The following is a 22,189-nucleotide window of genomic DNA, read 5'->3' on the forward strand; positions in this document are numbered from 1 at the left end:
CGCGTCCGGCATTCGCCGCGCCGTAATCCTGCATGCGGGCTGCGTCCGGCTGTCCATACCCACTAGGTTGGCTGTAGACGCGCTGCCACCGTGTGGCCGGCAACCTGACAACCGATCCCGAATCAACGAACGACACGAAGGCGGACCGATCTCATGGCCAATCCCTTTGTCAAGGCCTGGAAGTACCTCATGGCGCTGTTCAGCTCCAAGGTCGACGAATACGCCGACCCGAAGGTGCAGATTCAGCAGGCGATCGAGGAGGCCCAGCGCCAGCACCAGGCCCTGACGCAGCAGGCCGCCTCGGTCATCGGCAACCAGCGCCAGCTGGAGATGCGCCTGAACCGTCAGCTCGCCGACATCGAGAAGCTGCAGGCCAACGTCCGTCAGGCGCTGACCCTGGCCGACCAGGCCACCACGGCCGGCGATGTCGCCAAGGCCACCGAATACAACAACGCCGCCGAGGCCTTCGCCGCCCAGCTGGTGACCGCCGAGCAGAGCGTCGAGGACCTCAAGGGGCTGCACGACCAGTCGCTGCAGGCCGCGACGCAGGCCAAGAAGGCCGTCGAGCAGAACGCCATGGTGCTGCAGCAGAAGATCGCCGAGCGCACCAAGCTGCTGTCGCAGCTCGAGCAGGCCAAGATGCAGGAGCAGGTCAGTGCCTCGCTGCGCTCCATGACCGAGATCGCCGCGCCGGGCAACACCCCGAGCCTCGACGAGGTGCGCGACAAGATCGAGCGTCGCTACGCCAACGCCATGGGCTCTGCCGAGCTGGCGCAGAACTCGGTGCAGGGCCGCATGATGGAGGTCCAGCAGGCCAGCGTGCAGATGGCCGGGCATTCGCGCCTCGAGCAGATCCGTGCCTCGATGCAGGGCAACTCCCTGCCGTCCGGCGGTGCCGCCGCGCCCGCCACTCCCGCGGCTCCGGCAGCCAACCCGGCTCCGGAAAATCCACTGTCGCAGTAACTTTCGAGATGTGAGGGGGCAGCGGTGAACGCCCAGTCGGCCGGCCGTCCCGGGGAGACCCGGGGCTGGCAGGCAGTCCTGCAACGCAGCATCGACACCGCTGCCGAATTGTCCGACCTGGTGGCTCAACGCCTCGGCGCCGCCGCCGACCCGCGGGCGCGCCTGCTGCGCAAGCGGCGCTGGGCGCTGCGGTTGGGCTGGCTCTTCGCCGGCGCCAGCGCCTTCTGGATCGGGCTGACGGCACTGCTGGCGGCCTGGAGCACGCCGTTCTGGGTGCTGATCATCACCGGACCCATCGCCGGCGGCGCCGCCTTCCTGGCCACGCTGTGCTTCCTGCGGTACCGGTGGCTGCGCGGCGAGCCCCTGCCGCCCGCGCGGACGTCACGGCGGCTGCCGCCCAGAGGCTCGGCAGCGCGGCGTCCGATGGAGACCCTGGCGTCGGCGGAACGCGGGCTGTACTCACTGCTGAGCGTCATCCAGCGCGGCCAGTTGCTGCCGGCCGGCGAGATCGCCGAGGTGACCGCCGCGGCCAACGTGTCGGCTGCGGCGCTGGCCGGTACGGCCGGGGAAATCGTCGCCATGGAACGCGCGGCCGGCTCGGTGCCGCAGTCCCGCGGACATCTGGCCCCGACCATCAAGGCGTACACGGCCCAGCTCGAGGCAGGTGTGCGGCAGTACGGCGACATCGCTACGGCGGCAGCACAATTGGTGTCCGCGGCGAACAGCGGTGCGGGCTCGGCGCGGTCGATGTCCGAGCAGCGTTACCGCAGCGAACTGGTGGCCGCCACGGACCGGCTCAGCGCCTGGGCGCAGGCCTTCGACGAACTCGGACGGCTGCGCCAGGCCTGACGGCCGCTAGATCGTGGTGCTGCCCGTGCCGTCGTCGGACCGGCGGCCGTACCGCTCTTCGTAGGCCGCGTGGATGTGGGCGTTCTTCTGCCGCAACGACTCTTCGAGGAGCTTCGGGTCGATGCCGTGCTTGACCAGCATGTGGCGGCGCCAGATCTTGTTCAGGGCGTGCGAGAAGTAGATCACCGGGATCAGGATCGGCACTGTCGCGCTCAGGCGGATCACCAGATCCTGCCCTCCGGTGATGCCGAGGAGCTCGGGCAGGAACCAGATGGGGATCAGGATCAGAAACGCCGGGACGAACATGCGGATGACGATCCGCAGCGTTGCGCCCTTGCCGATGAGGTCCTCGGTCACCCACGCCCGCATCGAGTCGGGCAGCCGGCCGCCGTAGCTGTACTTGATGTACTGCCAGGCGTTGGGCTTCGGGCGGTTCTCATTGGCCATGGTGGCCGATTTTACCGGGGACTACATGGTCGGACGCAGGCCCGGGACGACGGCGCCGATGAGGCCGCGCAGCGTGGCCTTGGCCATGTCGAACATGTCGAAGTAGTCGCGCCACAGCGTGATCTTGCCGTTGTGCACCTCGAAGACCCCGCAGACCCAGAACTGCAGGCGTACGGGACCGATGACCAGCGCGTCGGTGCGCTCGTTGAGCACCGTCGTGCCCTCGCCGACGATGCGGTGGAACTTGACCTCGAAACTGACCGGGCTCTTCTTCATCGGGCGGAACAGCTTCATCGCGCGCGTGCGGCCGTGGATGGTCGGCAGCCCGACGTTCTCGTAGACGAGGTTGTCGTCGAGCAGGCGGTCTGCGGTGTCCATGTCCTCGGCCTGCAGGGCGTAGAGGAACGATTCGACGATCTCGGCGTTGGTCTGGGTCACGGCCGGTGTGCTCTGTGTCATACCGGCCACGGTAGTGCGCCTGCCCGCCGGCGCACAGGCCCCGGTGTGACAGGGTGACCCGATGCGCGTCGCCGTCGTTGCCGGGCCGGACCCCGGCCATGCCTTTCCGGCCATCGCGCTGTGCCTCCGGTTCCGGGCTGCCGGCGACCATCCGGTGCTGTTCACCGGCCGGCAATGGCTCGACACCGCACGGCAGGCCGGCGTCGACGCACGGGAGCTGCTCGGGCTGGATCCCGAGGACGGCGACGACGACCTCGACTCGGGCGCCAAGATTCACGAGCGTGCGGCCCGGATGGCGGTGCTCAATGAGTCGTCGCTGCGAGAGCCGGCGCCGGACCTGATCGTGTCCGACGTCATCACGGCCTGCGGCGGGATGGTCGCCGAGTCGATGGGCCTGCCGTGGGTCGAACTGACCCCGCACCCGCTGTACCTGCCGTCGAAAGGATTGCCGCCGCTGGGCAGTGGCCTGGCGCCCGGCGTCGGCGTGCGGGGCCGGCTGCGGGACGCGACACTACGGTTCCTCACGGCTCGTTCGGTGCGTCAGGGCAACCGGCAGCGGTCCGCGGCGCGCGTCGGAATCGGCTTGCCCGCAACCGATCCCGGGCCGGCGCGGCGGCTGATCGCGACCCTGCCCGGGCTGGAGGTGCCGCGGCCGGACTGGCCGGCCGAAGCCGTCGTCGTGGGGCCGCTGCACTTCGAGCCCACGACCGCGGTGCTCGACATACCGCCCGGTTCGGGGCCGGTCGTGGTGGTGGCGCCGTCGACCGCGACGACGGGGATGCAGGGCCTGGACGACCTGGCGCTCGAGACACTGATCCCCGGGCAGACGCTGCCCGACGGCGCGCGCGTCGTCGTCTCGCGGCTGCGCGGCCCCGACGCGCCGGTGCCGCCGTGGGCCGCCGTCGGACTCGGGCGGCAGGACGAACTGCTGAAGCGGGCCGATGTCATGATCTGCGGCAGTGGGCACGGCATCGTGTCCAAGACGCTGCTGGCCGGGGTCCCGTTAGTCGTGGTGCCCGGTGGCGGCGACCAGTGGGAGATCGCCAATCGGATTGTGCGGCAAGGCAGTGGCGAGCTGATCCGGCCATTGACCGCGGAATCGCTGGCGGCGACCGTGGGCCGCGTGCTGGCGACACCGTCCTACCGGGAGGCGGCCCGGCGCGCCGGTGCCAGCGGAGCGGGCGTCGCGGACCCGGTGGCCGTATGCCGAGCGGCGCTCGGCGGCCCCGCTGAGTAGGTTGGTGCGGTGCGACTGACCGAATTCACCCTGCTGATCGAAGAGCAGTTCGGTGCGGCGCGCGGCGCTGCGTTGGTGTCGGACCACGTGCTGGCCGCGCTCGGTGGCCGTACCCCGGCGCAAGCGATCGAAGCGGGCGTCGAACCCCGCGATGTCTGGCGCGCCCTGTGCGCGGACTTCGACGTCCCGCGCGATCAGTGGTGAGCGCCGGTCTTTGGTCTCTCCGCACGGTTCGCGCTTCGGTGTTTGTCGGCCGACGACATGGTGTTCGCCGAGACTGCCCCGATAGCGTCGTGCGTGAACCCCACGATGGAAGGACGACAACACGCCGATGAGCGCCAGCATTGCCGTAGTCACCGGAGCTGGGCGGGGAATCGGCCTCGCCATCGCGAAAGCCCTTGCCGCGGCGGGACACCGCGTGCTGATCACCGACGTTGACGGGGACGCCGCGCAGCGCGCGGCGGAGTCCGTCGGGCGCGGTGCGTGGGGCGTCGCCCAGGACGTGCGCGACGTCGCCGGCCATGAGGCCGTTGCGGCACTGGCTGCGCAGCAGGGCCGACTCGCGGTGTGGGTCAACAACGCCGGTGTGCTGCACGCGGGGAACTCCTGGGAGCAGCCCGCCGAGCACGTCGTGCAGACCCTCGACGTCAACGTCCGCGGCATGATGGCGGGCTGCATGGCGGCGGTCAACGCCATGGGTGCCGGTGGCGGCGTCATCCTCAACATCGCGTCCATCTCGGCGCTGACGCCTGTGCCGGGGCTGGCCGTGTATGCCGCGAGCAAGGCCGCGGTGGTGTCGTACACCACCTCTCTGCAGGGCGAACTGCGCGGCGCGGGCCTGCCGATCCGGGTCAGGGCGCTGTGCCCCGATGTGGTGAACACCGAGATGGTCAACTCGCGGACCCACGACCCCGGTGCGGCGCTGCTGTTCTCGGGTCCCAAGCCGCTGGCCGCCGACGACATCGCACGAGCTGCCCTGGAGCTGATGGATTCCCGTCAGATCTTCCGCGTCGTACCGCGCTGGCGCGGCGTGATCGCCCGCGGCACCGATGTGGCACCGGCCGCCGGTCTGCGCGCGCTGTCCCTGATGAGGGCGCTGGGCCTGCGGCGCCAGCGTTCACTGTGACCGCGATGGGCGATGCCCACGAAGACCGTGGCGATCACCGGGTGACCGGTCATTGATCGGCGTGTCCGCTTGAAGTCGAACATCTGTTCGCTACTGTGGTGTCAGTTCGAAAAACTTGTCGGTGGCCTCATCTAGCGTCACGGCCAACCGATCGGAAACCCGATCAACGGACACCCACGAGGACGGAGACCACCATGGCAGCACAGGCCCCAGATCGCGAGAAGGCACTCGAGCTCGCGCTGGCACAGATCGACAAGAGCTTCGGTAAGGGCTCGGTCATGCGGCTGGGAGAAGAGTCGCGCCAACCGATTTCGGTCATTCCGACCGGATCCATCGCACTGGACGTCGCGCTCGGTATCGGTGGCCTGCCGCGTGGCCGCGTCGTCGAGATCTACGGCCCGGAGTCCTCGGGTAAGACCACCGTGGCCCTGCACGCCGTGGCCAACGCCCAGGCGGCCGGCGGCATCGCGGCGTTCATCGACGCCGAGCACGCCCTGGACCCCGAGTACGCCAAGAAGCTCGGCGTCGACACCGACGCGCTGCTGGTCTCCCAGCCGGACACCGGTGAGCAGGCGCTGGAGATCGCCGACATGCTGGTCCGCTCCGGCGCCATCGACATCCTGGTCATCGACTCGGTCGCCGCCCTGGTGCCGCGCGCCGAGATCGAGGGCGAGATGGGCGACAGCCACGTCGGTCTGCAGGCCCGCCTGATGAGCCAGGCGCTGCGCAAGATGACCGGTGCGCTGAACAACTCCGGTACCACCGCCATCTTCATCAACCAGCTGCGCGAGAAGATCGGCGTGATGTTCGGTTCGCCCGAAACCACCACGGGTGGTAAGGCTTTGAAGTTCTACGCCTCGGTGCGTATGGACGTGCGCCGTATCGAGACGCTCAAGGACGGCACCGACGCGGTCGGTAACCGCACCCGCGTCAAGATCGTCAAGAACAAGGTGTCGCCGCCGTTCAAGCAGGCCGAGTTCGACATCCTCTACGGTCGCGGCATCTCGCGTGAGGGCTCGCTCATCGACATGGGTGTCGAGCACGGCTTCATCCGTAAGTCCGGTTCGTGGTTTACCTACGACGGCGAGCAGCTGGGGCAGGGCAAGGAGAATGCCCGTAACTACCTGCTGCAGAACGCGGATGCCGCCAACGAGATCGAGAAGAAGATCAAGGAGAAGCTCGGTATCGGTGCAGTGGTGACCGATGGTGCGGCCGATGACGTCCTTCCCGCCCCGGTCGACTTCTGAGGCCGAGCCGGCGCAGCCGCAGCGGAGTGAGGAGCAGGCGCGGGACGTGTGCCTGCGTCTGCTCACCACCCGGGCGCGCAGCCGGGCCGAGCTCGAAGCTCAGCTGACCAAGCGCGGCTTCCCCGAGGATGTCAGCGCCCGGGTGCTGGACCGGCTCGCCGAGGTCGGCCTCGTCGACGACGTGGCCTTTGCCGAGCAGTGGGTGCGTGAACGTCGCACCAATGCGGGAAAAGGCAAGCGTGCCTTGGCTTCTGAGTTGCGGACCAAAGGAATCGACGCCGACGTGATCGCCGAGACGCTCGACAGCGTCGACGCGGGTGAGTGGCGGGTGCGCGCCGAGGAACTGGTCGCCGCGAAGCTGCGACGGGAGAACCTCGACGACGAGATGAAGGTGACCCGGCGCCTGGTCGCGATGTTGGCACGCCGCGGGTACAGCCAGGGCATGGCCTTCGATGTGGTCAACACCCAGCTCACGCAGGAACGGCAGCGCCGCGCGGTCTAGCCTTTGGCCGGTCCCTTGGGGTGCGGGTGCGTGATCTTGGGCAGCGACAGCTTCGGTAGCGACAACTTGGGCGCGGAGAACTTCGGCGCCGAGAACTTGGGTGCGGGCAACTTGGGTGGCGCGAACTTGCCGGCCGGTGGGTGATCGATGTCGCCGGCCGCCACGTCGACAAGTTGGCGGGGCTTCTTCGGCGGCGCCGGGAGCTTGGGCGGCTTGGGGCTGAACGTCGAGGCGATCGAATCCTGTTGCGTGGTCGGTGTTTTCGTGGGGGCCAGTGTCTTCGGTGTCTGCGGGCCGTCAGTGGCTGCGGTGGGATTCACCGCAGCGATCGTTGTCGGCACCGGCGTGCCGAGCATGTTGTGGGTGAACTTTTCCACTGACGCGATCACCGCTCGTGCGAAGTCCGCCATCTGCTGTGTGACGTTGAGGCCGAATGCGGTGGTGTCGACGACGAACTGCTGACCGGGTCCCGAGTTGAACGGCGGGAATGCGGACAGGGTGGTGGCTCGGAACTGGAGCTGGAACACCGCGATGTCCTGGGCGAACCCGACGAGATCGCGTCCGGCCTCGAACTCGATGTCGGCGAACGCACTCAAGGCTTGCGTGGCAGCAGCCGGTGGCGGCGTGCCACTGCCGATGGCTGCCACGAAGTTCCCCGGTATCTGTGCCTGGCGCTGGAACAGGGCGGCGCCGGTGGTGACCCAGTCGACGAACAGCCCGACGTTGAACATCACCTGCTGGTTGAGCAGATCGAGCGGCAGCGGCAGCGGCTGCGCCGTCAGCGAGATGCTCGGTTCGGTGAGCATCGGCACCGCTTGGGCGGCGGCGTGCCCTGGCGACGGTGCCGCGGTGAGAACCAGGCACGCGGTGCACAGCGCCGCGACGGTCTGGGTTGGAGCTGGAACTGCTGTGAACGCACGTACCGCGACGCTCATGACGCCTCCCGGGATCGAGTGAACCTCCATCAGGGACACGACATGCATGCCCGCGGGGTTCACACCCGGGAAGGCGAACCCCGCGGACTGCTGCGATGACGCGGCGTCAGATCACGAAACCGCCGTCGATGTTCCAGCTGACGCCCGTGACGAACCCCGCCTCGGGGGACGCCAGATAGGCGACGGCGCTGGCCACGTCGCGCGGCTGGCCGTAGCGGCCGACGGCGATCAGCGGCCGGAGTTCGTCGGCGAAGTCGCCGGTGTCGGGATTCATGTCGGTGGCGACCGGGCCGGGCTGAATGGTGTTGATGGTGATGCCGCGCGGGCCGAGCTCGCGCACCAGGCCGCGCGTCAGTCCGGCGACGGCGGCCTTGGTGAGGGCGTACACCGAGAAGCCGGGGGTCGGCACGCGGTCGGCGTTCACGCTGCCGATGGTGATGATCCGGCCGCCGGTACCCAGGTGGGGCACGGCGCGCTGGATCGCCGCGAACACCGCCTTGACGTTGATGTCCAGCATCCGGTCGAAGTCCTCCAACGGGAACGACTCGATCGGCGCGCCCTGCGCGACGCCGGCGTTGTTGACCAGGATGTCGAGGCCGCCGAGCCGCTCGACGGCTTCGTCCACGGCCGCGGCGACGGCCAGCGCATCGGCGCTGTCGGCCTTGATGGCGGCCACCTTGGCACCGGTCGCTTCGAGTTCGTCGACCAGGTCCTGCGCGGCATCGGGCGACGACTGGTACGTGAACGCGACCGCGGCGCCGTCGGCGGCGAGCCGGCGCACAGTCGCGGCGCCGATGCCGCGAGAACCGCCGGTGACCAGTGCACGTCGGCCGGCAAGTGGTGCTTCCGAGGTGGTGCTCATGAGCTCTCCAAGTCGTGGGGATGATTCTTTCGAACCGATCGGTTACTAAGTACGCTCAGGACAAGCCGCTACGGCCGGACTTCATTCCGAACTGTGGCCCGGATCACACCAGGAGGGCTGATGGCGATCGGCAGACCTCGCATGTACGACCCGGAGTGCGTCCTGGACATTGCGATGCGGTTGTTCTGGGCGCACGGCTACGACGGAGTGTCCATCGCCGATCTCGCGGCTGCCACCGGGGTGAACCGGCGCGGGCTGTACGCCGAATACGGTTCCAAGGCCGACCTTTTCCGGGCCGCCGTGCGCCGCTACCAGGCCGGGCCCGGAGGGTACGCGGAACGGGCGCTGGCCCTGCCCACCGCGTGGGATACCGCGTACGCCATGGTGCACGGCGCCGTCGACGCGTCAGCCGGGACAGCGGGCCCGCGCGGCTGCCTGCTGGTGCAGAGCGCCCTGGCCGCCGGCGACGAGGCGGCGGCCTTGCACGCCGAACTGGCGCAACTGCGCGAAGACGCGGTCGCTCAAATGGCCGAACGGTTCACCGCGGCCCAACGTGTGGGTGAACTATCCGGGGCGGACGCGGAGGTGCTGGCCCGCTGGATCGGGGCCGTGTGTCAGGGCCTGGCAGTCCAGGCCAACAGCGGTGCCGACCGCGACGAATTGCACGCGGTCGCCGATCAGGCGCTGCGCGCCTGGCCCGAACCGCGTCAGGCCGGGGTTCCCGGCGTGTCCTCCTGAACTCCGGTCTTCATCTGCAGTGGTTCGGGGCTGCGCCGGGACTTGCGCAGCCGGGCTTCGAGGCGCGTCGCCAGTGCCGACAGTGCGAAGTTGAGGCTGATCATCAGCGCCGCGATCACCAGCAGCGCGGGGATGTAGTTGCTGTACGCCGAACCGATGTTCGTGCCCTGGCGGACCATCTCGACGAAGGTGATCTGGTAGCCGATCGCGGTGTCCTTGAGCACCACCACCATCTGGGACACCAGCACCGGCAGCATCGACGTCACGGCCTGGGGGAGCAGGATCAGCCGCAGGGTCTGACCGGGCCGCAGACCCAGTGCGACGGCGGCCTCACGCTGGCCGCGCGGCAGCGCGTGCACACCCGCCCGCACGATCTCCGCGATCACGGCGCCGTTGTACAGCGTCAGGCCGGTGATCACGCCGGCCAGTGCCAGTTGGCGCGACGGGAAGACGTCGTACAGCGCGTACAGGAAATACGCGAACAACATCATGATCAGGACCGGGACGGCGCGGAAGAACTCGACGACCACCGAGCAGAGCCAGCGCACCGGACGAGCATCCGACAACCGGCCCATGCCCAGCGCCAGACCTAGGACGAGCGCCAGCACGATCGAGACCGCGGCCGCCGTCAACGTGCCGGCCACGCCGGGCAGCACGTACGTCGTCCACAGGTTCGCGGTCAGGAACGGGTGCCATTTCGCTTCGGTCAGTTGGCCTTTCGACTCGAACTGCCACAGCACCCAGCCGGCCATCGCGATGATCACCGCGACGATGACGGCGGCGAACAACAGGTTGCGCCGCTGCGCCCGTGGGCCCGGGGCGTCGTAGAGGACGGAAGCTTCGCTCATCAGTGCCCGCCCTTCGCGCACGCGCTCAACCGGAGTCCTCTGTTCTTCGCGCAAGCGCTCATCACCGCACCACCGCGTATCGCTTACCCAACCAACCGAACAACAGCCCCAACGGCAACGTCAGGACCACGAAACCCGCGGCGAAGATCGAGCCGACCGCCAGCAGCGCCGCGGTGTTCTCGATCATCTCTTTCATCAGCAGCGCCGCCTCGGCCACGCCGATGGCCGACGCGATGGTGGTGTTCTTCACCAGGGCGATCAGCACCGAACCCAGCGGATTGATCACCGCGCGAAAAGCCTGCGGCAACAGGATCAACCGCAGGTTCTGCCCGAAGCTCATGCCCAGCGAGCGCGCGGCCTCGGCCTGCCCCAGCGGCACGGTGTTGACGCCCGAACGCAGCGTCTCGCACACGAACGACGCGGTGTAGACCGTCAACCCGAGCGCCGCGAGCCGAAAGTTGCTGTCCACCACGGCAGTCGGTGAATGCGGATCGACCAGGGTGATCCGCAGGGTGTTGCCGATACCGAACGAACAGAACAGGATGATCAGCGTCAGTGGGGTATTGCGCACCACGTTGACGTACGCCGTGCCCAGCCAGCGCAGCACCGGTACCGGCGACAGCCGCATCGCCGCCAGCACGGTGCCCAGGATCAGTGCCCCGGCCGCGGCGAGCAGCGTCAGCTGGATCGTCGTCCAGAACGCCTTCACGATCTTGCCGCCGTAGGTGCCCCACAGATCGACGTGCTTGGCGCCGCCGGCGCCATTGATGTTGGTGTCCAGCGGGAGAGGCGGCGGCGCCGACAACCCGGCCGGCCCCAGGTTGCGGTCGAACGCGGCCTGCCACTCGCCGGTCTGTTGCATCTTCTGGATGGCGTCGTTGATCTTCTGGCGTAATTCCTTGTCGCCCTTGAGCAATCCGATGCCGTACTTCTCCACCGAGAACGGCTTGCCGACCAGTTTGAAGGCGCCCGGCGTCTGCGCGGCGTAGCCGGCCAGGATCACCTCGTCGGTGCTGAGCGCGTCGATGGCGCCGGTCTTCACCGCCTCCAGGCACGCCGAGTAGGTGTCGTACTGCTGCAGCTGCACGCCCGGGTACTTGTCCTTGATGCGTTGTGCCGGTGTGGAACCCGACACCGAGCACAGCTTCTTGTGGTTCTGCAGCGACTCGACGTTGGTGATCTCGTTGTTGTCGGCGCGCACCAACAGGCTCTGGCCGGTCACCAGATACGGTCCGGCGAACGACACCTTCTGCTTACGGGCGTCGGTGATCGAGTAGGTGGCGACGATGAAGTCGACCTGGTGATTCTGGATCAGGTTCTCGCGCTGACCCGACGGCGCTTCTTTCCACTCGATGTCGTCGGGTTTGTAGCCCAGCTGCCCGGCCACGTAGGTCGCGACGTCGATGTCGAAGCCGGCCAGTGTGCCGTCGGGCTTCTTCGCGGCCAGGCCGGGCTGGTCGAACTTGGTGCCGATGGTGATCTTCTTGCTGTTCGCGCCGCACGCGCTCAGCGACAACAACGCCACGATCAGCACCGTGACGGCGGCCAGGCGGCGGAGAGTGCGCGTCACGAACCTCTGCCCAATCGATCGTTCCACGATCAGTGGTCCAGGATCTTGCCCAGGAAATCCCGGGCCCGGTTGGACTTCGGGGCGGTGAAGAACTCGTCGGGCTCGGCGTCCTCGACGATGGTGCCGTCGGCCATGAACACCACCCGGTTCGACGCGCGGCGGGCGAAGCCCATCTCATGCGTCACCACGATCATGGTCATGCCCTCGGTCGCCAGCGACGTCATCACCGACAGCACCTCGTTGACCATCTCGGGGTCCAGCGCGCTGGTGGGCTCGTCGAACAGCATGACCTTGGGGCCCATGGCCAGGGACCGGGCGATCGCGACGCGCTGCTGCTGACCACCCGACAGCTGCGCCGGGTACTTGTCGGCCTGGTTGGCGACCCCGACCCGCTCCAGCAGTTCGAGCCCCTTCTTGCGCGCCTCCTCTTTGCCCTTGCCGCGGACCTTCATCGGCGCGAGGGTGACGTTCTCGAGAATTGTCTTGTGCGCGAACAGGTTGAACGACTGGAACACCATGCCGACCTCGGACCGCAGCGTGGCCAGCTTGCGGCCCTCTTCGGGCAAAAGCTCGCCGTCGATGTGGATCGAGCCGGAGTCGATGGTCTCCAGCCGGTTGATGGTGCGACACAACGTCGACTTGCCCGAACCCGACGGCCCGAGCAGCACGACCACCTGTCCGCGCGGGACTTCGAGATTGATGTCCTTCAGCACATGCAGTGCGCCGAAGTGCTTGTTGACCCCCTTGACCGAGATCATCGGGGTGGCAGGTGACGGCTCGCCGGTGACCATGCGCACAGACACTACCCAGGTAAACCACGGCGCGCGGATCAGTCACAGAAACCCGGAAACCCTTCGGCAAATTTGGTATAAATCGCGTCGCCCGTACGATTGGCACGTGATTTCGACAGCGACTCCGGACGTGGAAGCTGACGCCACGGAGTCCGCTACGGGTTCCGGCGCGGGACGCACCTACCAGGTCCGCACCTACGGATGTCAGATGAACGTCCACGATTCCGAGCGGCTCGCCGGCCTGCTCGAAGACGCCGGATACCGGCGTGCCGAGGACGGCACCGACGCCGACGTCGTGGTCTTCAACACCTGCGCGGTGCGAGAGAACGCCGACAACAAGCTCTACGGCAACATCAGCCACCTGGCGCCGCGCAAGGAAGCCGACCCGAACATGCAGATCGCCGTCGGCGGCTGCCTGGCGCAGAAGGACCGCGACACGGTGCTGAGCAAGGCGCCGTGGGTCGACGTGGTGTTCGGCACGCACAACATCGGCTCACTGCCGGTGCTGCTGGAACGCGCCCGCCACAACCGCGAAGCCCAGGTCGAGATCGTCGAGGCCCTTCAGGAGTTCCCCTCGGCGCTGCCGGCCACGCGCGAATCTTCTTACGCCGCTTGGGTTTCCATCTCGGTGGGCTGCAACAACACCTGCACGTTCTGCATCGTGCCGTCGCTGCGCGGCAAGGAAGTCGACCGGCGTCCCGGCGACATCCTCGCCGAGGTGAAGTCCCTCGTGGACCAGGGCGTCCTGGAGATCACGCTGCTGGGCCAGAACGTCAACGCGTATGGCGTTTCGTTCTCGCAGGACGAACGACTCCGCGAAAATCCGGACGCCTGGACCGACATCGAGCGCGACCGCGGCGCGTTCGCCAAACTGCTGCGCGCCTGCGGCGACATCGAGGGCCTCGAGCGGGTCCGGTTCACCTCGCCGCACCCCGCCGAGTTCACCGACGACGTCATCGAAGCCATGGCGGCCACCCCGAACATCTGCCCGACGCTGCACATGCCGCTGCAGTCGGGATCGGACCGCATCCTCAAGGAGATGCGCCGCTCCTACCGCGCCGAGAAGTACCTCGGCATCATCGAACGGGTGCGGGCCGCGATCCCGCATGCGGCCATCACCACCGACATCATCGTCGGGTTCCCCGGGGAGACCGAAGAGGACTTCCAGGCCACCCTCGACGTCGTCGAACGCGCCCGGTTCTCCAGCGCCTTCACGTTCCAGTACTCCAAGCGGCCTGGTACCCCGGCCGCCGAGCTGCCCGACCAGCTTCCGAAAGAGGTTGTGTCCGAACGGTATATGCGGCTCATCGAGCTGCAGGAGCGCATCTCCTGGGAGGAGAACCTGGCACAGGTCGGCCGTGAGGTCGAGCTGCTGGTGGCCACCGGCGAAGGCCGCAAGGATTCCGCGACCGAGAGAATGTCGGGCCGTGCGCGCGACGGCCGGCTGGTGCACTTCACCCCGGGTGACGCCGACATCCGTCCTGGCGACATCGTCACCACGACCGTCACCGGTGCCGCCCCGCACCACCTGATCGCCGACACGCCGATCATCAGCCACCGCCGCACCCGCGCGGGCGACGCGCACGCCGCGGGCCGCAAACCCACCACCGGCGTCGGGCTGGGCATGCCGCAGATCGGCGCGCCCCCCGTCACGCCCGTAGAGCAGGGATGTTCACGATGAACGACACCAAGCCCGGACAGCCCAACGGCGGCGCGAACGGCGAATTCGAGGAATTCAAGGACGACATCGACGCCGCCGAGCAGCGCATCGCCCGGGAGATCGACCCGGGCGGCCGCGCCATGGTCGTGGCGATCTGCGTTTTCGTCATCCTGCTGTCGTTTGTGCTGCCGCACACCGGTGGCGTCAAGGGCTTCGACGTGCTGCTCGGCGATCAGGCCGCCCTGGACGCGAAGATTCTGCTGCCGTCGCGGGTGTTCGTCTGGCTGATCCTGGTGTTCAGCGTCGGCTTCTCGATGCTGGCGCTGTTGACCCGCCGCTGGGGCCTGGCCTGGATCGCGCTGGCCGGCTCCGCCGTGTCGTGCTTCCTCGGCATGCTGGCCATCTGGTCGCGGAACACCGTCGTCAAGCCTTACCCGGGACCCGGATTCGGGCTCTACCTGGCGTGGATCGCCGTCATCCTGCTGACGTTCCACTGGGCCCGCGTGGTGTGGTCACGCACCGCGGTGCAGCTGGCCGCCGAGGCGCAGCGCCGCGAATCGACCGCCGAGCAGCAGAAACGCGGGCTGCTCGACGGCCCGGACTCGCCTGGCGCTTAAACGCCCGACGCGACTACTTCTTGATCGCGGCGTCCGCCGCCGAAGCCCACTCGCGCCACTGCGCCGCACTGGCCCGCGCCTTCTCGGCATCCTTCGTCTTGCCGGCGGCCTCGGCCTTCTCGGCCTGACGCTCGAACTGCTCGGCGCGCTCGCGGAACTGGTCGGCCCGGGCCTGCGCCTCCGGGTCGCTCCAGCCGCTCTGCGCGGCGTCGCGGATCTTCTTCTCGACGGCCCGCAGCCGGCGCTCCAGCTCCGCGGTGCGGTCGCGTGAAGCTTTGCCGATGGCGTCCCACTTGTCGCCGATGGCCCGGAATGCCGCGCGCGCGGCCTCGACATCGCTGATGTCGATCTTCTCGGCCTCGGCCAGCAGCTCGGCCTTGGCGTCGGCGTTGGCGTTGAACTCGGCGTCCTTCTCGGCGTTGACCGCGTTGCGGGCGCTGAAGAACGTGTCCTGGGCGGCCTTGAACCGCTTCCACAGGGCGTCGTCGACGTCCTTGGCGGCGCGGCCCGCGGCCTTCCACTGCGTCAGCAGATCGCGGAATGTCGCGGAGGTGGCGCCCCAGTCCGTGGAGCTGGACAGCGCCTCGGCGCGTTCACACAGCGCCTCCTTGGCCTGACGGACGCCGACCCGCTCGCGATCGAGCTCGGCGAAGTGCGAGCCCCGGCGCCGGTTGAACGCCTCGCGGGCCGCCGAGTAGCGCTTCCACAGCGCGTCGTCGACCTTGCGGTCCAGGCCGGTGATGGTCCGCCACTCGTCGAGGATCGCGCGCAGCCGGTCGCCGCCGGCCTTCCACTGCGTGGAGTTGGCGCCGATCTCCTCGGCCTCGGCGGCCAGGGCTTCCTTGCGGGCGGTCTGGGCGGCCCGGTGCTCGTCGCGCTTGGCCCGCTCCTCCTGCGCGCTGGCGCCCGCCTGCTCGACGATGGTGCTCAGCCGGGCACTCAGGGCATCGACATCGCCCAGTACCGAGGCCTCCGGCAGCGATTCCAGCAGCGTCGCGGCGGCCGACTTGATCTTGCGGGCGTCGCCGCTACCGCTACCGAGCCGGTGCTCCAGCAGCGCCACCTCGGTGCTCAGGTCGTCGTACCGGCGGCCGAAGTGGGCGTACGCGGCCTCCGCGTCGCCCGCCTGCCACGACGCGATCTTGCGCTCGCCGGCGGCGGTGATGAGCCATACCGTGCCGTCGTCGTCGACGCGGCCGAAGCGGTGCGGATCGCACGTCGGCGCGGCGGCCACAGGTGGCGCCGGAGGGTGGTGCGGGATGGCGCTCGGTTTGGGACCGGGGCGCGGCGGACCGGGCCGAGGAGTCGGTTTCGGGGTGTTGCCGGGTTCGGTGGTGGTCATCTCGTGCTCCTCATGCCCGCGCGTGGGTGACCCACGCTTCTGCCGCGCGACGCGGCGCCGTCATCTGGTACTCGCACGCTATTCAAACAGGTCGACCCGCCGTCTGCGCAGGCGTTTGCCGGACTCGTTAGCGTGGACGCGTGCGTAGCGCCGGCCTGACACATATCGCCATCGTCCCGTCGGCCCCCATTCTGGTGCCTGAGCTGGCGTCCGGCGCGGCGGTCGAACTGGCCGACCTGGCAGCCGCCGTGCGCGGGGCGGTGCAGGACCTGCCGTCGCATTGGGTGGCAATCGGCGTCGGTCCGGAGGATGGCCGGGTGCCCGCCGACGCGGTCGGCACCTTCGCCGGTTACGGCGCCGACGTCCGGGTTACGTTCACGCCGGCCGCGGACGGGGCGGTACGGCCTCTGCCGCTGTGCGCGCTGATCGCCGGCTGGCTGCGGGGGAGTGTCGACGCGGGAGCGACCGTCGACGTGCGGGTTTTCGCCGACGGCCTGGCACCGGACATCGCGCTGGAGCGCGGTCGTGCCCTGCGCGCGGAGCTGGACGCCGCCGACGACGCCGTCGGTGTGCTGGTGGTCGCCGACGGCGCGAACACCCTGACGGCCGCGGCGCCCGGCGGCTTCGATCCGGATTCGGTTGTGCGACAAGCACAGTGGGATGACGCGCTGGGCACCGGTGACGTGGCCGCGATCGCGGGGCTGTCCGGCGTCCTCGGCCGCGTCGCCTACCAGGTGCTGGCCGGGCTGGCCGGACCCGACCCGAAAGCGACGGAGCTGTATCGCGGCGCGCCCTACGGCGTCGGCTACTTCGTCGGTACCTGGACCGCGCAGTGAGGCCCATCGCGGTCGTCGGCCCCACCGGCACCGGCAAGTCGGCCCTGGCACTCGACCTCGCCGAACAGCTGGGCGGCGAGATCGTGAACGCCGACGCCATGCAGCTCTACCGCGGCATGGACATCGGCACCGCCAAGCTGACGGTGCCCGAGCGGCGCGGCATCGTGCACCACCAGCTCGACGTCCTCGAGGTCACCGACAACGCGACCGTCGCGAAGTACCAGGCGGCCGCCGCGGCCGACATCGAGGACATCGCCGCTCGCGGCGCCGTGCCGGTGATCGTCGGCGGATCGATGATGTACATCCAGGCACTGCTCGACGAATGGTCGTTCCCGGCGACCGATCCCGCGGTGCGGGCCCGGTGGGAGGACCGGCTGGCCGAGGTCGGGGTCACCGCCCTGCACGGCGAGCTGGCGCGCGTCGACCCCGAGGCCGCCGCGTCGATCCTGAACACCGACGGCCGGCGCATCGTGCGGGCGCTCGAGGTCGTCGAACTCACCGGGCAGCCGTTCGCGGCGTCGGCGCCACAGATCGGGGCCCCGCGCTGGGACACCCTGATCGTCGGATTGGACTGGGACACAGAGGTTCTCGATGACCGGCTGCAGCGCCGTACCGACTTGATGTTCGCCTCCGGGCTGGTCGAGGAGGTGGTGGCGCTGCGTGCCCGCGGCCTGCGCGACGGAGTGACGGCGGCCCGGGCCCTGGGCTACGCGCAGGTGTTGGCGGCGCTGGACGCCGGTGACGACCCCGCTACGGCCGAAGCCGCGATGACAGAAGCCAAGGAGCGGACGTTCATCGGCACCCGGCGCTACGTGCGCCGGCAGCGGTCCTGGTTCCGCCGCGATCACCGGATCGTCTGGCTGGCCGGTGACGCTCCGGACAACGCAGCCGAGGTGGCGCGTCGGTGGCGCCACGTATCCTGAAGCTGTGCGGTTTTCGAAAGGGCACGGCACCCAGAACGACTTCGTGGTGCTGCCCGATGTCGACGCCGAACTGAAGCTGACCCCCTCGGTCATCGCCGCGTTGTGCGACCGGCGCCGCGGACTGGGGGCCGACGGCCTGCTGCGGGTCACCAAGGCCGGGGCCGCACAGGAGGCCGGCGTGTTCGACCGCCTGCCCGACGGCGTGGCCGCCGACGACTGGTACATGGACTACCGCAATGCCGACGGCTCCATCGCCCAGATGTGCGGCAACGGCGTCCGTGTCTTCGCGCACTACCTGCGCGCCTCCGGGCTCGAGCACCGTGACGAATTCGTGGTCGGTTCCCTGGCCGGGCCACGTCCGGTGACCCTGCACGGCGCCGACGCGGTCAACGCCGAGGTCACCGTCGAGATGGGCAAGGCCCGTTCGTACGGGCACGGCAAGGCGGTCATCGCCGGCCGGACCTTCGAGGGCCTGGCCGTCGACGTCGGCAACCCGCACCTGGCGTGCGTCGATCCGTCACTGAACATGGCCGGGCTCACCGCGCTGGACATCGCGGCGCCGGTGTCCTTCGACGCCGACCAGTTCCCCGAGGGCGTCAACGTCGAGGTGCTGACCGCGCCCGCCAACGGGGTGGTGGCCATGCGGGTGCACGAGCGCGGCGTGGGCGAAACCCGCTCCTGTGGAACCGGAACGGTCGCTGCGACGTTGGCAGCACTGAACCACACCGGCGCGGACACCGGCAGCCTGCGGGTGGTGATCCCCGGGGGTGAGGTCAGCGTGACCATCACCGCGGACACCAGCTACCTGCGCGGGCCGTCGGTGCTGCTGGCGCACGGCGAACTGGCCGCCGAATGGTGGCACGAGAACGAAGGAAATTCAGATGCGGCCCGCTGACTTTGCGGGCACCATCGATAACTACCTATGACCTATCCCGAAACACCCAGCGTCGGTGAACTAGCCCTCGAAGACCGGGCGGCACTGCGCCGCGTTGCCGGTCTGTCGACCGAACTGGCCGACATCTCCGAAGTCGAATACCGCCAGCTGCGCCTCGAACGCGTGGTGCTGGTCGGTGTCTGGACCGACGGTACGTCGGCCGACGCCGACAACAGCCTCGCCGAACTCGCCGCGCTCGCCGAGACCGCCGGCTCCGAGGTGCTCGAAGGCCTCATCCAGCGCCGCGACAAACCGGACGCCTCGACGTACATCGGCTCCGGCAAGGCCCAGGAGCTGCGCGAGATCGTGCTCGCCACCGGCGCCGACACCGTCATCTGTGACGGTGAACTGAGCCCCGCGCAGCTGAACTCGCTGGAAAAGGTGGTGAAGGTCAAGGTCATCGACCGCACCGCGCTGATCCTCGACATCTTCGCCCAGCACGCCACCAGCCGTGAGGGCAAGGCCCAGGTGTCGCTGGCCCAGATGGAGTACATGCTGCCGCGACTGCGCGGCTGGGGCGAGTCGATGTCCCGGCAGGCCGGTGGTCGTGCCGGTGGTGCCGGTGGCGGCGTGGGTACCCGTGGTCCCGGTGAAACCAAGATCGAGACCGACCGGCGACGGATCCGCGAGCGGATGGCCAAGCTGCGCCGCGAGATCAAGGACATGAAGAAGATTCGCGACACCCAGCGGCACAGCCGCCGGGTCAGCGACACCCCGTCCGTCGCGATCGTCGGCTACACCAACGCCGGCAAGTCCAGCCTGCTGAACGCCCTCACCGGCGCCGGCGTGCTGGTGCAGAACGCGCTGTTCGCCACCCTCGAACCGACGACGCGCCGCGGCCAGTTGGACGACGGCCGGCCCTTCACCCTGACCGACACCGTCGGGTTCGTGCGGCACCTGCCGACCCAGCTGGTCGAGGCGTTCCGGTCGACGCTGGAGGAGGTCGTCGACGCCGACCTGCTCGTGCACGTGGTCGACGGTTCCGACGCCGATCCGCTGGCGCAGATCAACGCGGTACGCAAGGTCGTCGGCGAAGTCGTCGCCGAATACGACATCACTGCGCCACGAGAGTTGTTGGTGGTCAACAAGATCGACGCCGCCGGGGATCTGTCGCTGGCCCACCTGCGGCGCGCGTTGCCGGACGCCGTGTTCGTGTCCGCGCACACCGGTGAGGGGCTGGACCGGCTGCGGCTGCGCATGTGCGAGCTGGTCGAGCCGACCGACGCGGCCGTCGACGTGACCATTCCCTACGAGCGGGGCGACCTCGTGGCCCGGGTGCACGCCGAAGGTCGTGTCGAGGCCACCGAGCACACCGCCGACGGCACCCGGATCAAGGGCTGGGTGCCGATGGCCCTGGCCGCCAGCCTCGGCGAGTTCGTCACCGCCTGATCAGGCGGCAGCCTTGGCCGGCTTGTCGGCAGCCGGCTTCACGGCCTTGGGGGTCTTGACCTTCTTGTCCTTCTTCGGCTTCTTGGTCTTGTCCGAGTTCTTGTCGGTGGCCTTGTCGCCCTTGTCAGTGGCCTTGTCGCCACCCTTGTCGCCGGCCGAGGTCTGGCCGTCCTTGGCCGGGGCCTGATCGGTGGTCGGGTCGGTGCCGGGCTTCGGGTCCTGCTTCGGGCCGGTCGTGTCGGGGGTCTTGTCGGTCACCTTGGTGTCCGGGGTCTTGGTGTCCGGGGTCTTGGTGTCGGTGTCCTTGGTATCGGGCGTCGTCGTCACCTTCGGTGCCGTGACGGGCGCGACCTTGGTGTCACCGGCCGGCGTGGCGGACACCGCCGCCGGCGTGCTCGACACGTTGCGGGCCGCCACCGTCGCCGGGGTCGGGGCGGGAGTGGTCGCGGCGATCGGAAGCTGCACCTTGCCGCCGGTGATGTCGCTGATCGCGGCCTTGACGCCCGCGCCGGCCGCATTGATCAGGTCCTGCGTCAGCGTGATCGGGTTGAGCAGCGGGATCAACCGGAACGGTGCCGGGACGCCGGGGCTGAGGCTGCGGTCGTAGCCGGTGTCGATGAGCACGCGCAGTACCGGCGAGACGAGGTCGACCAGCGGCTTGATGATGAAGCTGGTGTGGGTGAAGCCGCCGAACTCCAGGAACGGCCGCACGATCGGCAGGGTCTTGGTCGGGATCGTGATGTACGTGGTGTCGCCGTATGTGGTCTGGTTCTTGGGGTCGGTGAGGGCCGCCTCCAGTTCGGCCGGCGTGTACTCGAGATCGGGGATTTCGCCGACGTCGCTGTTCGCGTTCGGTGCCAGATAGGTGCCGTGGGTGTACCAGAAACCGGCGATGGCATTGAGGTCGGCGAGCAGGTTGATCGGGTACAGCGGGAAGTCGGCGACGCCGTCGTACTCGAACGCGATGTCGGTGGTCTTGATGCCGGTGTTGGTGGGTGCCGGCAGGCCGAAGGTGACGTCCCAGATGGGCACCGTGCCGAGGAACGCCAGCCGTTCGAACAGGCCGCCGTTGGGCCGGTTGGTGTTGCCGATCATGACGAACGCCAGTTTGGCCTTCTGGGCATCGGTCAGCCCCGACAGGCTGGCCTTCTCGCGGCTGACGATGTTGCCGCCCTGCGAGTAACCGAAGACGATGATCGGATCGACGAGCGTCGCCGTCGGCAGCGCGGCCATCAGCGCGGTGTCGAGGTTGGCGAGGCCCTCACCCGTCGATTCGTTCCACTTGGCGCCGGAGAGGCCACCCCAGCCGGGCAGGGGAATCGGCCAGAACTGCGCGGGGTAGTTGATGCCCTGCAGGTTGCAGCTCGGCTGCGTGCACGCCGGGTTGAACGGGGCGATGTAGTAGTTGTCTGCGTTCTCCCGGTAGCCGGGCACGATGTTGGCGTTGGGTGTGCCGGTGCCCGGGACGATCAGCGCGGTCGCGGCGAGGGTGAACGCGGCCGTGACCATCGACACCACGCCGAGCAGGACCGTGCCGAGCACCGTCAGCATCACGGCCAGCGTTGCGGGAATCGTGCGTCCGAGTGTGCGCATCCCTCGCCCCCTTTCGACGTCGCCGATCCGGTCATCGGCACCCGTTTCGCATCGTCGCACTGTGACCTGGCCGGTATCCGGTGTTTGCCGAAAATTTGTCGAGCGTGTCGATTCTTCGGTACGCCCGTACCGGTCGACCGTGGGTGAAATCACATCGCGGCGATACCGCTTGCGGGGCAAGGTGTTTCGCACCGCGGGCCGGGCGGGGCCATGGGCGGTCGTCCGGAGGCGACTCGTTCGGCACTAGGCTTTGACCAACATCGGCTGCGCACCTTCGCAGGTCATGGCCGCCGATCACGTCGTGGAACGGCTGAGAGCCTT

At 68.8% G+C, this 22,189-nt stretch carries 23 protein-coding genes and 1 pseudogene; 14 read left to right on the forward strand and 10 right to left on the reverse strand.

Annotation, left to right across the window (positions count from 1 at the left end; genetic code table 11):
- Positions 1-153 precede the first annotated feature (153 nt).
- Positions 154-963, forward strand: a complete 810-nt coding sequence (pspA, locus tag VXD91_RS12260; protein ID WP_318984374.1) for a phage shock protein PspA — start codon at positions 154-156, stop codon at positions 961-963.
- A gap of 24 nt (positions 964-987) precedes the next feature.
- Positions 988-1,812, forward strand: a complete 825-nt coding sequence (locus VXD91_RS12265; protein ID WP_318984375.1) for a hypothetical protein — start codon at positions 988-990, stop codon at positions 1,810-1,812.
- Positions 1,813-1,818: 6 nt separating this feature from the next.
- On the opposite strand, the gene VXD91_RS12270 is transcribed toward VXD91_RS12265, so the two are convergent.
- Positions 1,819-2,259 (reverse strand): DUF5313 domain-containing protein, encoded by a 441-nt coding sequence (locus VXD91_RS12270; RefSeq protein ID WP_212811741.1) that lies wholly within the window; start codon positions 2,257-2,259, stop codon positions 1,819-1,821.
- Between the two features lie 21 nt (positions 2,260-2,280).
- Entirely contained in the window at positions 2,281-2,718 is a 438-nt protein-coding gene (locus tag VXD91_RS12275; RefSeq protein ID WP_318984376.1) for a limonene-1,2-epoxide hydrolase family protein, read from the reverse strand.
- A 61-nt stretch (positions 2,719-2,779) separates the two neighbouring features.
- Here VXD91_RS12275 and VXD91_RS12280 point away from each other — a divergent pair, with 61 nt between their 5' ends.
- The 5 genes from VXD91_RS12280 (at position 2,780) to recX (ending at position 6,830) form a co-directional block, all read left to right on the forward strand.
- On the forward strand, positions 2,780-3,955 hold the full coding sequence (locus VXD91_RS12280) for a nucleotide disphospho-sugar-binding domain-containing protein (RefSeq protein ID WP_318984377.1): 1,176 nt from the start codon (positions 2,780-2,782) through the stop codon (positions 3,953-3,955).
- A 9-nt stretch (positions 3,956-3,964) separates the two neighbouring features.
- A complete protein-coding gene (locus tag VXD91_RS12285) occupies positions 3,965-4,159 on the forward strand; it encodes a DUF3046 domain-containing protein (RefSeq protein ID WP_212811738.1) in 195 nt (64 codons plus the stop codon).
- A 127-nt stretch (positions 4,160-4,286) separates the two neighbouring features.
- On the forward strand, positions 4,287-5,081 hold the full coding sequence (locus VXD91_RS12290) for an SDR family NAD(P)-dependent oxidoreductase (RefSeq protein ID WP_318984378.1): 795 nt from the start codon (positions 4,287-4,289) through the stop codon (positions 5,079-5,081).
- 194 nt (positions 5,082-5,275) lie between these two features.
- Complete coding sequence (recA, locus tag VXD91_RS12295) at positions 5,276-6,328, forward strand: recombinase RecA (RefSeq protein WP_212811736.1); 1,053 nt, start codon at positions 5,276-5,278, stop codon at positions 6,326-6,328.
- Positions 6,297-6,830 carry a recombination regulator RecX gene (gene recX / locus VXD91_RS12300; protein WP_318984379.1) on the forward strand — a complete coding sequence of 178 codons (534 nt, stop codon included), beginning with the start codon at positions 6,297-6,299 and terminating at the stop codon, positions 6,828-6,830. The genes recA and recX overlap by 32 nt, the downstream gene beginning before the upstream one ends.
- On the opposite strand, the gene VXD91_RS12305 is transcribed toward recX, so the two are convergent.
- On the reverse strand, positions 6,827-7,765 hold the full coding sequence (locus tag VXD91_RS12305; RefSeq protein ID WP_346415538.1) for a hypothetical protein: 939 nt from the start codon (positions 7,763-7,765) through the stop codon (positions 6,827-6,829). The genes recX and VXD91_RS12305 overlap by 4 nt on opposite strands.
- Positions 7,766-7,871: 106 nt before the next feature.
- Entirely contained in the window at positions 7,872-8,627 is a 756-nt protein-coding gene (locus tag VXD91_RS12310) for a 3-oxoacyl-ACP reductase family protein (protein WP_318984381.1), read from the reverse strand.
- Positions 8,628-8,747: 120 nt separating this feature from the next.
- On the opposite strand from VXD91_RS12310, the gene VXD91_RS12315 reads away from it, so the two are divergent.
- Positions 8,748-9,365 (forward strand): helix-turn-helix domain-containing protein, encoded by a 618-nt coding sequence (locus VXD91_RS12315; protein WP_318984382.1) that lies wholly within the window; start codon positions 8,748-8,750, stop codon positions 9,363-9,365.
- Here VXD91_RS12315 and VXD91_RS12320 read toward each other — a convergent pair.
- The 4 genes and pseudogenes from VXD91_RS12320 to VXD91_RS12335 form a co-directional block, all read right to left on the reverse strand.
- Positions 9,335-10,213 (reverse strand): amino acid ABC transporter permease, encoded by an 879-nt coding sequence (locus VXD91_RS12320; protein WP_318984383.1) that lies wholly within the window; start codon positions 10,211-10,213, stop codon positions 9,335-9,337. The two genes, VXD91_RS12315 and VXD91_RS12320, sit on opposite strands and share 31 nt — an antisense overlap.
- 61 nt (positions 10,214-10,274) lie before the next feature.
- A complete protein-coding gene (locus tag VXD91_RS12325; protein WP_234791633.1) occupies positions 10,275-10,949 on the reverse strand; it encodes an amino acid ABC transporter permease in 675 nt (224 codons plus the stop codon).
- Positions 10,950-10,988: 39 nt separating this feature from the next.
- Positions 10,989-11,747: pseudogene (locus VXD91_RS12330) on the reverse strand (glutamate ABC transporter substrate-binding protein); the annotation flags it as partial.
- 65 nt (positions 11,748-11,812) lie between these two features.
- On the reverse strand, positions 11,813-12,541 hold the full coding sequence (locus VXD91_RS12335; protein WP_318984614.1) for an amino acid ABC transporter ATP-binding protein: 729 nt from the start codon (positions 12,539-12,541) through the stop codon (positions 11,813-11,815).
- A gap of 163 nt (positions 12,542-12,704) precedes the next feature.
- On the opposite strand from VXD91_RS12335, the gene miaB reads away from it, so the two are divergent.
- Entirely contained in the window at positions 12,705-14,255 is a 1,551-nt protein-coding gene (miaB, locus tag VXD91_RS12340; protein WP_318984615.1) for a tRNA (N6-isopentenyl adenosine(37)-C2)-methylthiotransferase MiaB, read from the forward strand.
- Entirely contained in the window at positions 14,243-14,851 is a 609-nt protein-coding gene (locus VXD91_RS12345; RefSeq protein WP_318984384.1) for a hypothetical protein, read from the forward strand. Before miaB ends, VXD91_RS12345 begins: the two co-directional genes overlap by 13 nt.
- Positions 14,852-14,864: 13 nt before the next feature.
- On the opposite strand, the gene VXD91_RS12350 is transcribed toward VXD91_RS12345, so the two are convergent.
- Positions 14,865-16,193: a DUF349 domain-containing protein gene (locus VXD91_RS12350; RefSeq protein ID WP_318984385.1), complete on the reverse strand. Its 1,329-nt coding sequence runs from the start codon at positions 16,191-16,193 to the stop codon at positions 14,865-14,867.
- Positions 16,194-16,333: 140 nt separating this feature from the next.
- Here VXD91_RS12350 and VXD91_RS12355 point away from each other — a divergent pair, with 140 nt between their 5' ends.
- Genes VXD91_RS12355 through hflX form a run of 4 tightly spaced genes read left to right on the forward strand, consistent with a single transcriptional unit; the run spans position 16,334 to position 20,275 of the window.
- A complete protein-coding gene (locus VXD91_RS12355) occupies positions 16,334-17,029 on the forward strand; it encodes a hypothetical protein (protein ID WP_318984386.1) in 696 nt (231 codons plus the stop codon).
- Complete coding sequence (miaA, locus tag VXD91_RS12360) at positions 17,026-17,952, forward strand: tRNA (adenosine(37)-N6)-dimethylallyltransferase MiaA (protein ID WP_318984387.1); 927 nt, start codon at positions 17,026-17,028, stop codon at positions 17,950-17,952. Before VXD91_RS12355 ends, miaA begins: the two co-directional genes overlap by 4 nt.
- Positions 17,953-17,956: 4 nt before the next feature.
- Positions 17,957-18,847 carry a diaminopimelate epimerase gene (dapF, locus tag VXD91_RS12365; protein ID WP_318984388.1) on the forward strand — a complete coding sequence of 297 codons (891 nt, stop codon included), beginning with the start codon at positions 17,957-17,959 and terminating at the stop codon, positions 18,845-18,847.
- 27 nt (positions 18,848-18,874) lie between these two features.
- A complete protein-coding gene (gene hflX, locus VXD91_RS12370) occupies positions 18,875-20,275 on the forward strand; it encodes a GTPase HflX (RefSeq protein WP_318984389.1) in 1,401 nt (466 codons plus the stop codon).
- On the opposite strand, the gene VXD91_RS12375 is transcribed toward hflX, so the two are convergent.
- Positions 20,276-21,868: a PE-PPE domain-containing protein gene (locus tag VXD91_RS12375; protein WP_346415540.1), complete on the reverse strand. Its 1,593-nt coding sequence runs from the start codon at positions 21,866-21,868 to the stop codon at positions 20,276-20,278. It abuts the gene before it with no gap.
- Positions 21,869-22,189: the final 321 nt, after the last annotated feature.

Origin of the sequence: Mycobacterium sp. SM3041 (genome assembly GCF_039668335.1) — a bacterium.
Taxonomy (GTDB): domain Bacteria; phylum Actinomycetota; class Actinomycetes; order Mycobacteriales; family Mycobacteriaceae; genus Mycobacterium.